At 71.0% G+C, this 10345-nt stretch carries 14 protein-coding genes; 4 read left to right on the top strand and 10 right to left on the bottom strand.

The window, feature by feature from the left end; all coding sequences use genetic code 11:
- From E7Z54_RS22290 to E7Z54_RS22255, 7 genes are all read right to left on the bottom strand, one after another.
- Positions 1–444 (bottom strand): hypothetical protein (locus E7Z54_RS22290; protein ID WP_136436924.1); only part of this gene is annotated, 444 nt, incomplete at its 3' end.
- Positions 445–455: 11 nt separating this feature from the next.
- Complete coding sequence (locus E7Z54_RS22285) at positions 456–1688, bottom strand: NRAMP family divalent metal transporter (protein ID WP_136436923.1); 1233 nt, start codon at positions 1686–1688, stop codon at positions 456–458.
- 6 nt (positions 1689–1694) lie between these two features.
- Positions 1695–2144: a hypothetical protein gene (locus tag E7Z54_RS22280; protein ID WP_136436922.1), complete on the bottom strand. Its 450-nt coding sequence runs from the start codon at positions 2142–2144 to the stop codon at positions 1695–1697.
- On the bottom strand, positions 2141–2617 hold the full coding sequence (locus tag E7Z54_RS22275) for a DUF6328 family protein (RefSeq protein ID WP_136436921.1): 477 nt from the start codon (positions 2615–2617) through the stop codon (positions 2141–2143). The genes E7Z54_RS22280 and E7Z54_RS22275 overlap by 4 nt, the downstream gene beginning before the upstream one ends.
- A gap of 52 nt (positions 2618–2669) precedes the next feature.
- Positions 2670–3515 (bottom strand): methyltransferase domain-containing protein, encoded by an 846-nt coding sequence (locus E7Z54_RS22265; RefSeq protein WP_240769845.1) that lies wholly within the window; start codon positions 3513–3515, stop codon positions 2670–2672.
- An 88-nt stretch (positions 3516–3603) separates the two neighbouring features.
- Positions 3604–4467 (bottom strand): SDR family oxidoreductase, encoded by an 864-nt coding sequence (locus tag E7Z54_RS22260; protein ID WP_136436919.1) that lies wholly within the window; start codon positions 4465–4467, stop codon positions 3604–3606.
- A 252-nt stretch (positions 4468–4719) separates the two neighbouring features.
- Positions 4720–5403, bottom strand: coding sequence for a PAS and ANTAR domain-containing protein (locus E7Z54_RS22255; protein ID WP_136436918.1), 684 nt, complete (start codon positions 5401–5403; stop codon positions 4720–4722).
- A gap of 238 nt (positions 5404–5641) precedes the next feature.
- Here E7Z54_RS22255 and E7Z54_RS22250 point away from each other — a divergent pair, with 238 nt between their 5' ends.
- Together E7Z54_RS22250 and E7Z54_RS22245 are read left to right on the top strand one after the other, a co-directional pair.
- Positions 5642–6691 carry an iron-containing redox enzyme family protein gene (locus E7Z54_RS22250; RefSeq protein WP_136436917.1) on the top strand — a complete coding sequence of 350 codons (1050 nt, stop codon included), beginning with the start codon at positions 5642–5644 and terminating at the stop codon, positions 6689–6691.
- The gene (locus E7Z54_RS22245) at positions 6688–6891 is read left to right on the top strand and encodes a CDGSH iron-sulfur domain-containing protein (RefSeq protein ID WP_136436916.1); all 204 of its coding nucleotides are present in this window, start codon (positions 6688–6690) and stop codon (positions 6889–6891) included. The genes E7Z54_RS22250 and E7Z54_RS22245 overlap by 4 nt, the downstream gene beginning before the upstream one ends.
- Positions 6892–7085: 194 nt before the next feature.
- Here the strand turns inward: E7Z54_RS22245 and E7Z54_RS22240 are convergent, their stop codons facing one another.
- Positions 7086–7874, bottom strand: coding sequence for a sigma-70 family RNA polymerase sigma factor (locus E7Z54_RS22240; RefSeq protein WP_168798464.1), 789 nt, complete (start codon positions 7872–7874; stop codon positions 7086–7088).
- 326 nt (positions 7875–8200) lie between these two features.
- On the opposite strand from E7Z54_RS22240, the gene E7Z54_RS22235 reads away from it, so the two are divergent.
- Positions 8201–8563: a hypothetical protein gene (locus E7Z54_RS22235; protein WP_136436914.1), complete on the top strand. Its 363-nt coding sequence runs from the start codon at positions 8201–8203 to the stop codon at positions 8561–8563.
- 136 nt (positions 8564–8699) lie between these two features.
- On the top strand, positions 8700–9446 hold the full coding sequence (locus E7Z54_RS22230) for a response regulator (protein ID WP_240769844.1): 747 nt from the start codon (positions 8700–8702) through the stop codon (positions 9444–9446).
- A 25-nt stretch (positions 9447–9471) separates the two neighbouring features.
- On the opposite strand, the gene E7Z54_RS22225 is transcribed toward E7Z54_RS22230, so the two are convergent.
- Positions 9472–9690, bottom strand: coding sequence for a hypothetical protein (locus E7Z54_RS22225; RefSeq protein WP_136436912.1), 219 nt, complete (start codon positions 9688–9690; stop codon positions 9472–9474).
- Position 9691: 1 nt separating this feature from the next.
- The gene (gene flgN, locus E7Z54_RS22220; protein ID WP_136436911.1) at positions 9692–10171 is read right to left on the bottom strand and encodes a flagellar export chaperone FlgN; all 480 of its coding nucleotides are present in this window, start codon (positions 10169–10171) and stop codon (positions 9692–9694) included.
- Positions 10172–10345 lie beyond the last annotated feature (174 nt).

The following is a 10345-nucleotide window of genomic DNA, read 5'->3' as shown; positions in this document are numbered from 1 at the left end:
CCCGGTCAGCCGGACGTCGAGGACGCAGGAGCGCCGCGGCAGCCGCTCACAGCGGACCGGCAGGCCGACGAGCGCGCCGAGCCGCCACCGTTCCATCGCGGACGGGACGCCCTGGTCGACCCGGCGCCGGACCACGTCCGCGCCGGGCACGCTGAGCCGGATCTCGCTGGACACGCTGGCGACCAGGCCGAGGTCGATCACCGACGGCTCGGCTCGGTCGGCCTGCATCGTCCCGAGGTCGACGTACCGCTGGAGCAGCCAGGGGCCGAGCCGTCCCCCGAACCGCGGCAGCAGCGCCGGCAGCCCGACGAGCAACGCGGTCGGCACCAGCGTCCCGTCGGGCTCGACCGTCAGCTCGACGTCGTCCACCTTGGCGACCGGCCGGTCGTCGGACCCGACCACCTGCCGGTCCAGCAGGTGCAGTGCGGCGTCGTACTGATCCATCAGCCGATCCATCAGCCCCGCCCCATTCCGGTGGCGACCATCAGCGGGATCGCGGCGGTCGAGACCACGCCGATGATCACCAGGTAGATCGTGCCCAGGGTGTTGGCCAGCCGACCGTTGCGGTGCTCGCCGAGGTAGTCGGGGTCGTTGGCCACGACCAGGATCGGGAAGTAGGTCAGGGGCAGCGCGATCGCCGAGAACACCACCGACGCCTCGGTGACCATGATCGGGTCGACCGCGGTCAGCAGCACGCCGGCGGCCAGGACCGTCACGCCGAGCAGCGAGGTGTGGAAGGCCGCCGCCTGCGCGGGTCGCACGAGCTTGCCCCAGGGATAGCCGACGTACTGGGCGAGGCTGTAGCCGACGGACAGCCCCGTCTCGCAGGCCGCGCCGAAGGTCGCGGCGAAGAACCCCAGCACGACGACGGCGAGCCCGACCTTGCCGAGCGCGACGGCGACGGGAAGGCCGACCTGGCCGAGGGTCTCCACGGCGATCCCCTGGGGCAGGAACACCACCGTCGCGCAGCCGGCGATCGCCACCGACAGCAGGCCACCCAGTGGGAACCCGACGAAGACGTTGGCCCGCATCACGCCGAGGTCCTTGCGGGTCCAGCGCTCCTCGACGCCGCCGCTGGAGAAGAAGAACACCTCGTACGGCGTCATCGCGGCGCCGAACAGCGCGACGCCGAAGTAGGCGTAGGTCGCCCAGCCCTCCGCGGCCGGCTTCTCCCCCGGCGACAACGTCGACGCCAGCTCACCCCAGTCCGGGCCGAGCTGCCACAGCGCGACCGCGAACCCGATCAACGCCAGCCCCATCAGGCCCAGCACGTTCTCGATCGAGGAGAACCTCGCCCGCCACAGCACGATCCACACGGCGGCCGCGACGAACGGCACCAGGAGCACGTGGTGGACCGACGACACCAGCTGCAGCGCCAGCGCCACGCCACCGATCTCGGCGATGAACGTGAGCAGGGTGACCAGCATCGAGCCGAGGAGGTTGAGGAAGCCCATCCTGGGGCCGAGGCGCTCGCGCACGAGGTCGAAGGTCGCGCGGTGACTGATGGCCGCGATCCGGCCGGACATCTCGGCGAACACGCAGATGCCGACGACACCCAGCAGCACCACCCAGACCAGGGACCAGCCGAAGCGGGCACCCGCCTGGGCGTTGGTGACCAGGTCTCCGATGTCGACGAAGCCGCCGATCGCCGTCAGCACGCCGAGGAGCACGGCGAAGTAGCGCTTCATCGGCTGCTATCCCGACTCGGCGCCGCTCTCCAGCGCCTGGAGCAGCCTGTCGAGCTCCTGCATGAGGGCTGGATCGCCGTACCGGCCGCCCACCGCGGCCTGCCGCGCCTCGCGTACCGAGGTGGCCGCGGCCGCGAGCAGGCCGAGGACCTCCGCGGCGACCTCGCGACGCTCGGCCGGGACCTGGACCTTCGCGAGGTCGTCGTGCAGCGTGGCCGCGGCGTCCTCGGCCTCGGCCAGCACCACCACGGCGTACGACGGCCAGGTCCGCTCGTCCGCCGCGGTCTCGAGCGTCAGGCGGGCGGTCGCGACCTCACCCGCCGCGTCGGCGAGGCTGGTCCGGGCCTGCTCATCCCAGCCGGCGGCATCCGGCGCGCTGACCGCGCAACCCCCCGTCGCGAGCACGGACGCCGCTGCCGTGATCGCGACGACCGTCCTGCGCAGGGTGCCCTTCACCTCGCGCGACCCCGTTGGGAGAACGGGACGACAGCCCACAGGCCGATGAAGGCGAGCGCAACCGCCGTCGCGGCGATCAGCGCCGCGGTCAGGCCGAGGACGATGTCGAAAACCAGGAACACCACCGATGCCGAGACCAGGGCCAGTCCGAGCAGGCCGCACAGCGCGCACAGGTGGGCGGCAGCGACCAACCACTCGCGCCGTCCCTGGCGGAACAGCACCCGGTGGTAGCAGACCGGCGCGACGATCACCAGGGTGGTGAGGACCGCGGTGACCAGGATGGCCAGGTACAGGTCCTTCTGGTGGTCCGCCAGCCGGGAGAAGCGGTCGGTGAACGGGACGGTCAGCAGGAACCCGGTGAGGATCTGCACGCCGGTCTGCATCACGCGCAGCTCCTGCAGGAGCTCGTTGAGGTTGCGGGTGATCTGCTTCGGTGGCCGGGGCTCGCCTCGCACGGAGCCGTCCGCGGTCACGCCAAGCCCTCCTCCGTGTCCTCGGCACAGCGGCCGAGCTTGGACCGGAGGGTCATTGCGGGTCCTTGTCGGTGTCCTGGTTCCCGGTGCGGGCGTCGGGGCCGGTCGCGCCCTCCTGCACGTCGTCGTCCTCCGGGTGCCCGGCGACGGCGTCGCCCGGGGAGATCGGCTCTCCGGCTCCCTCGAGGCTGCTGACCTCGGAGACCTGACCCTCGGGGGCCGGGCCCTCGTCGTCCGGCTCGTCCGTGGCGCCGGCGCTGGGTCCGATGTTCATGAGTACTCCTCCTGGTCGACAGTCGCGGACGCCGGAGACGGTCCGACGCGGGGCCAGCCGCGAGATGTACTCCACCGCGGTGGCCATCTGCTCGGTGTCACCCACCTGCAGCAGCAGGTGTCCCCTGAGTGCAAGGTGCGCGAGACCGACCTCGAGGCATGCCACGACCACCGCGAGGCCGTCGAGCCCGCCGTCCACGGCGCCGGGTGGGTCCTCGGGGAAGGCGGCCAGCTGGTCGGTCCGCAGCCAGGGAGGATCGGCGATCACCACGCCGAACTCCTCGCCCGGCTCCAGCATGTCCCGGATTGGTCCGCACCGGACCTCGGACTCCACCCCAGCGGCTGCGGCGTTCCGGCGTGCGTACGCCGCAGCCACGGGATCCCGGTCGATCTGCACCAGGCTTCGACCGGAGTTCTTCGCCGCGACGATCCCGATCTGGCCCGCACCGCAGCACAGCTCGAGGATCGGACCGGGCGGCGCGCTGCGCGCCAGCTCCGCCGCCCATCGGCCCTGCTCGGACGTCCACGGTCGTGGGCGAAGGACCCTCCGGTCCCACGCGATGTCGAGGCCGTCGAAGGTGAGGCGCTCGGCCGGGTGGTCGAGGGTCCTCATCGTCGCGCTCATGCATCAGCGGTACCCGTCGCCCCAGTGAGCATCCGGGCGGGGCGGACGGGCGGGACGGGCAGGGGCGGGCGGGGGCGGACGGGCGGGCTCAGAAGACCGGCTTGCCGCCCGTGACGCCGAGAACCGTCCCGGAGACGTACGACGCGTCCGCGGGCGAGGCGAGGAACACGAAGGCCGGGGCCACCTCGGCCGGCTGCCCGGCCCGGCCGAGCGGGGTGTCCGAGCCGAACTTCTCGATCTTCTCCGGCTCCTGGGTCGCGGGCTGCAGCGGTGTCCAGATCGGTCCCGGCGCGACCGCGTTCACCCGGATCCCGTCCGAGCCGAGCGAGGCGGCGAGGTTGACCGTCAGGTTGTTGATGGCGGCTTTCGTCGCGGCGTAGTCGAGCAGGGTGGTCGACGGCTCGTACGCCTGGATCGAGGCGTTGTTGATCACACAGCCGGGCCGCTTCCGCAGGTGCGGTGCAGCGGCGCGGGTGAGCCACAGGAGGGCGTAGAGGTTGGTCTTGAAGGTCCGGTCGATCCGGTCGTCGCTGAGGTCGTCCACGGCGTGGTCGCGTGCCATCTGGTAGCCGGCGTTGTTGACCAGGATGTCCAGGGCACCGAGCTCCTCCACGGTGCGGGCCACCGCCTCGTCGCAGGCGGCGCGCTCGGTGAGGTCGAGGGCGAGGGCGAGCACCCGACGGCCGGCGCCCTCGACCAGCGCAACCGTCGCCTCGGCGTCGGGCTGCTCCTCGGGGAGATAGGTGAAGGCGACGTCTGCGCCCTCCCTGGCGTAGGCGATGGCGATCGCCCGGCCGATGCCGGAGTCACCGCCCGTGACGAGGGCGACCTGACCCTCGAGGCGGCCGTGCCCGACGTAGCTCTCCTCGCCGTGGTCGGGCACGGGAGTCATCTCGTCGGTCAGGCCCGGCGGGGTCTGCTGCTGTGCGGGAAACTGGGTGTCGTCGGTCATGCCCCGTCCGATACCCGGATAGCCCCCGAGGACCCGGGTAACGCGATGGGTGGACCGGAGCCCGCTCTCCGGAGGAAGGCGTGGATTTCGATGAACGATGAGTCCGGGTCGAACCGGCTTCCGTTCGTTGCCGGATTCGTCATCGTGCTGCTGCTCCTGCTCGCCCTCTTGTGGCTGATCGGGGGCGTCATCCTCTGACGAGCCGCCCTGACCGTGCTCCCCGTGGTCAGGGGCGGGGGCCGAGTCACCGAGCTAGTCGACCCGGCCCGCGGTGAGGTCGTCGAGCAACGCGTCAAGCAATCTGCGCAGCCCCGGGTGGCTGACATGGCCCTCCCTGGCCACCTGGATCAGGCGCTCGGCGATCTCCCGCACCTTCACGTTGCGGTTGCGCGACCACCACTTCAGCATCGCGAACGCGGCGTCGGCGTCGAGGCCGTAGCCCAGCATCAGGATGCCCTTGGCCTGCTCGATGCTGTCCCGGGCCTTGGCCGACGCGGCGACCGCGGCGTCCGCGGCCGCGCTGGTCTCCGCCTCCATCTCGGGCGTCAGGTCGAGGTAGTAGCCGACCAGTCGGTCCACCTTGCCCTCGGGGACGCGGCCCTCGTCGTACTCGCCCTCGGCGACGAGGACGACGCGACGCTCCTGCTGGTCGACGAGGATCCGGTAGTAGATGTTGAACGGCGAGCCGTCCTCGATCGCCTCGCGGAGGGTCTCCTCCACGCGCTCGCGGTCGTGCTCGTGCTTGTGCTTCATGACCAGGTCCGTGGTCGGCTCGACCTCACCGGGACGGTAGCCGTGGATGGCGTAGACGTCGTCGTCCCACTCCCAGCGCTGACCCGAGACGTGGTAGACGAAGCGGCCGGTCTGCCGTGCCCCCGCCGCACCCGGCTCGCGGCCCTCGGCCCCGGTCGCGTCGAGCGATGCCGACTGCACCATGTTGCCCTCCCCTGGGATGCCCGCTCCGACTTCGGCGCCGGGCCGCGGCCCGTATGCCGGCTGACACCTCGGGTACCGACGCAACCACCGGAGGAGGTCGCATGAACCGTCAGGACATCCGCGCAAGTCACTATTCCGAACCTACGGGTTCCGGCACAAGCCGCCGACCCTTCCGACTGGTGGTGCGGGACCTCCTCCTGAGACTGATCCTCGGCGACCTCCGGGGTGGTACCGCCTGATGCATCTCCCCGACCCCTGCGGACCGCTCAGCGAAGGCGTGGTCCGGGCACTCCGCGCCGCGCCCGACGGGCCGCATCCGGTTCCCCAGGCCAGGGCGATGGGAGATGTCATCGACCCGTTGACGGACCGCGACTTCCAGCTGGCGCTGTGGATCCTCTACGAGCTCCACTACCGCGGATTCGACGGCGTCCCGGACGACGCCGAGTGGGACCCGCTGCTCATCGTGAGCCGGGCCGGCCTGGAACGGACCATGGAGCACGCGGTGCGCGCGCTGGTGGGCGAGCGGTTCGAGTCCGACTCTCTCGGGCACCTCGGCGACGACCCCGCCCAGCGGGTCGTCACCGCGCTGATCCGGATGACCGTCGCGGAAGGCCCCTCGCAGGTGTCCACCTTCCTGCAGCGCAGGGCCGGCCGGAAGGAGTTCTGCGAGTACCTCGCGGAGCGCGCCGTCTACCACCTGCGCGAGTCCGATCCCCAGAGCTTCGTCCTCCCACGGATCGGCGGGCCCGCGAAGGTCGCGCTGGCCGAGCTCCAGTACGACGAGTACGGCGGCGGCCGTCCCGACCGGCTGCACCAGGCCCTGTTCGCCGATGCGCTGGAGTCGCTCGAGATGCCGACCGACCTGGCGTCGTACCTCCCGGGCGCCTCAGGCGCGACGCTCGCCTCGGTCAACGTGATGAGCCTGTTCGCCCTCAACCGTCGGCTCCGGGGCGCCGCCATGGGGCACCTGGCGGCCTTCGAGGCGACCAGCTCGCTGCCGTGTGACCGGATCCTCCAAGGTGCCCGGCGGCTCGGCCTGCCGGAGGCGGTGCAGGACTACTACGACGAGCACGTCGAAGCGGACGCCGTGCACGAACAGCTCGCCATCCGCAACATCTGCGGCAGCCTGGTGTCCGAGGAGCCGGAGCTGGCCGACGACGTGCTGTTCGGTGCGATGGCGTGCCTCGCCGTCGACGGCCTCGCCGGTGACACGCTGCTGCGACGCTGGAGCCAGCGACGGTCCGGCACGGCTGCCGAGGACCACCGCGCGGCGAGGGCTGCCGGATGAGCGCCCGCCGGGTCACCGTCCAGGACTGTCCGGGTGGACCGCTGCTCATCCGGGGCGCGGACGAGGTGGTGGCCGCCGACGGCACCGTCGCAGAGGCCACCCGCCCGGTGGTGGCGGTCTGCCGCTGCGGAAGGTCGGCGAGACTCCCCTGGTGCGATGCGAGCCATCGCGCCAAGCGCCGCAGCAACCGGGACGACTGACTCCGGCGACCCGGCCTCCGGCGCGAGCCGGCGAAGGGGCACGACACACGACAACGGTCCACCGACGTGGTCCTTCTGAGCGTGTCGAGGGGACCTATATCGGTGGACCGTCGTCGTGACCGTGGTCGGTGGGTCGCCCGACGAGTCGGGCGCCCCACCCGGTCACGGCACCCCGGGCACCATTCCGGGGGAGGTCAGGCCGCCTTGGCCCGACGCTCGGCGCCGATCGCTCGACGCAGGTCGGTGAGGATCCGCTGCAACAGCCGGGAGACCTGCACCTGGGTCACGCCGAGCTCGTCGGCGATCTCCTGCTGGGTCATCTGGTCGTAGAACCGCATCTGGAGGATCCAGCGGTCCCTGGGCTTGAGACGGCGGCAGGCCGGAGCGAGGATCGCCACAGCCTCGCTGTGGTCGAACCCCGGCTCGGTCACGGGAAGCAGTTCGGCGAGGGTTCCGCCGGACTCGGCGACGGGCTCGTCGAGCGAGGACGAACGGGCGAGGTCACCGCACGACTTGGCCTCCTCGATCTCGTGCGCGGGACAGTCCAGCTCCAGGGCGAGCTCCTCGATGCTCGGGGAACGACCGAGCTCCTGGGTCAACCGCTCCTCCGCCTCGCTGAGCCGCGGGCGCAGCTCCTGCACGCGACGGGGAGGACGGACCGACCAGCTGGCGTCACGGAAGTGGCGCTTCAACTCGCCGAGGATGCTCGGTACCGCGAAGACGAGCAGGTCGTCACCCCGGTCGGGGTTGAACGCCTGGACCGACCGGGTCAGGGCCAGGCAGGCGACCTGCTCGAGCTCCTCCAGGGCCTGGCCGCGATTGCGGTAGCGCGCGGCGAGGGACCTGGCGACCGGGATGTTGAGGACGATCACCTCGTCCAGCAGTTCGTCGCGTTCCGCCCCGGAGACCCCTTGCGCACGAGCGAGCAGCTCAGCGGTTCGGGCTTTCCGCTCCTCGGAGGAGAGGGGCGGCGCAGAGCCCACGAGGCCGGAGGTCGAAACGGACGATGTGGTCAAAACTCCATTGAGGGGGGACACGGACAACACAACTCCCGAAGCTCGAGAGCGGCGTGGCGGTTGGCTGGGCCACAGGTCAAGCGTCTGACGCGTTGGTACCCACCGTACTCCGGACACATACGTCTGACTACCGGAAGAGCTATACAAATCTAGTCCTAAGTGACTAGACGCCCACTGGTCGATCGGACCAGAGAGAACGGGACCCCTCCCCCCATAACGGTCGGCGGTCGCCCCCCGTTGTAAGGACACCGGCCACGAGACCTGGCCGGGGAGGTCGACCGAGAGGGATCGTCGTGGAGCAGATCGAGGTGGCGCTGAGCGCGTTCACGCACCGCAGCCGTTCGCTCACGGTGAGTCACGTCGACCAGGCCCTGAGCCGCGGACTCGAGCCGGCTGAGCACCTGATCGTGCACGACCCGGTGACCAACGAGCACTTCACCGCCGTGGTGGCCGACATCCACTTCGAGCTCGCCGACACCTCCTACCGACTGGAGCTCGGCACCCGGATCACCGCCACCGAGGCAGCGGAGTGGCTGGCGCCCAGCGTCGCGGGCGACGACCGGCTCACCACCCGCGACCTGATCGACCTGCTGGCCGAGCTGCGCCGCAGCGAGCGCGAGGTCTCCGAGGCGCTGGCGGAGATCCGCGCCCGCTGAGCACGATCCGGGGCCGTGGTCCTAGGACCGTTCGGGCCACAGGTCCTAGTCAGTCCGGACCATGTCGGGCGAATCCAACGGACGAGGTTGGCTCAAAGATCAACCATCGGCCCGTCCGGCGGTCCAGACTTCTCCCGTGGCGAACCAGAACCCGATCCGCGTCTACCTCGTCGACGACCACGAAGTCGTCCGTCGCGGTGTCGCCAGCCTGCTCGCGACCGACGACACGATCGAGGTGGTCGGCGAGTCCGGCAGCGCCGTGGACGCGCTGCGAGAGATCCTCGACCTGCGCCCCGACGTGGTCGTCCTCGACAACCACCTGCCCGACGGCTCCGGTATCGACGTCTGCCGCGAGATGCGGGCGGTCGACCCCTCCATCAAGGGCCTGATCCTGACCTCCTACGACGACGCCGAGGCGATCTCCGCGGCGATCCTCGCCGGGGCCTCCGGCTACGTGCTGAAGCGGATCGAGGGCAACTCGCTGGTCAGCGGGGTCCACCTCATCGCGGGCGGCCACTCCCTGATCGACCCCCTGGTCGCCAGCCGGGTCGTGGAGCAGATGGAGATGCAGAAGAAGTCCCTCGACGTGATCTGCGACCTCACCCCGCAACAACGCAAGATCTTCCTCCTGATCGCCCAGGGCATGACCAACCGGCAGATCGCCGAGAGCCTGTACCTGGCCGAGAAGACCGTGAAGAACCACGTCACCGGCCTGCTGGCCCGGCTCGGCCTGCAGCACCGCACCCAGGCCGCACTGCTCGCCGTACGGCTCAAGGGCGCGGAGGTCGCGAGTACAAGGAGCGCCCCGAGGGCTGCCACCCGGTTGCCGGCCGCGGCAAGCCCGGCAGCCGGCTACCAGTCCGCCAGGCGCCCGGCGGTCTGAGCCGTGCCCGGCACCACGGCCAGGATCACCTGAGGAAGTCGAGCAGGCTCGGCTGGATCACCGGCGACATCGCTGCGACCGATGCCTGGTAGACGAGCTCCGTCAGCTGCTGGTCGACCACGGACTGCGCGTGGTCGGCACTCTGCCCTCGCGCGACGCTCAGGGGGCTGAGTTCGATCACCTGCCTCGCGGCGCGGACGCCGTCGAGGCCAGGGCCACCGATCTCCTCGACCGATCCGGTCATGTCACAGGCCCCTGTCCACGATCGGGCGACGAGCGATCCCGGCCGCCGCGCCACCGCCGGTCGGGTGACCCTCCCTGCCGCCACCGACGGCAACCAGCGTCGGCCGCGCTGAGCCGTAGCCAGCAGCGGCCAGCAGATCCCTGGCGTCCTCGGAGGTCGCTGCGATCTCGCGGGCGAGGGCGGTGAGCGCGTCGCGATGGTCCAGCAGGATGCCGCGCCACGGCTCGCTGCACGCCTCGGCGAGCGCGGTCAGCGACGGGTTCGGCATGAGGCCGAGCTCCGCGGCGGCCTCGTCGGCAGCCACCGCGCGGAGCACCTCGGTCGCGCGCATGGAGCCCCTGAGCTGCTCGACCTCGCGCGTCGCGTTGACCAGCCACCTGACGCGGCCGCGGGCAAGCACGAGGCGCTCGACCTCGAGCTTGTACGACAGCGTCTCGAGCAGCTCACGCTCGCGCCACAGGATCTGCGACAACCTGTCCATGTCGTCCTCGGCCTTCCCGTCCTGCCCCGGGTCGCGGGGCGCGTCGCCCGGCCCACCGGGTCCACAGGGTCCATCGCCAGCCGACGTCCGAACCTGAGTGATTCGGTTGCTGGGATCACGGTCCTCGCTGGACGTCACTCGTCCGTTCGGTCATCAGCTGATGACGTGCCCGGT

It is taken from the genome of Nocardioides sp. (assembly GCF_004803405.1).
Classification (GTDB): domain Bacteria; phylum Actinomycetota; class Actinomycetes; order Propionibacteriales; family Nocardioidaceae; genus Nocardioides; species Nocardioides vastitatis.
The sequence above is the reverse complement of the archived record's forward strand: the minus strand, read 5'-3'. Positions and strand labels throughout refer to the sequence as shown.

Excerpts from the sequence above, each read along its gene's own strand:
- E7Z54_RS22285 (WP_136436923.1), bottom strand. The coding sequence starts at position 1,688 with ATGAAGCGCTACTTCGCCGTGCTCCTCGGCGTGCTGACGGCGATCGGC.
- E7Z54_RS22265 (WP_240769845.1), bottom strand. The coding sequence starts at position 3,515 with ATGAGCGCGACGATGAGGACCCTCGACCACCCGGCCGAGCGCCTCACC.
- E7Z54_RS22260 (WP_136436919.1), bottom strand. The coding sequence starts at position 4,467 with ATGACCGACGACACCCAGTTTCCCGCACAGCAGCAGACCCCGCCGGGC.
- E7Z54_RS22255 (WP_136436918.1), bottom strand. The coding sequence starts at position 5,403 with ATGGTGCAGTCGGCATCGCTCGACGCGACCGGGGCCGAGGGCCGCGAG.
- E7Z54_RS22250 (WP_136436917.1), top strand. The coding sequence starts at position 5,642 with ATGCATCTCCCCGACCCCTGCGGACCGCTCAGCGAAGGCGTGGTCCGG.
- E7Z54_RS22245 (WP_136436916.1), top strand. The coding sequence starts at position 6,688 with ATGAGCGCCCGCCGGGTCACCGTCCAGGACTGTCCGGGTGGACCGCTG.
- E7Z54_RS22225 (WP_136436912.1), bottom strand. The coding sequence starts at position 9,690 with ATGACCGGATCGGTCGAGGAGATCGGTGGCCCTGGCCTCGACGGCGTC.
- flgN (WP_136436911.1), bottom strand. The coding sequence starts at position 10,171 with ATGGACAGGTTGTCGCAGATCCTGTGGCGCGAGCGTGAGCTGCTCGAG.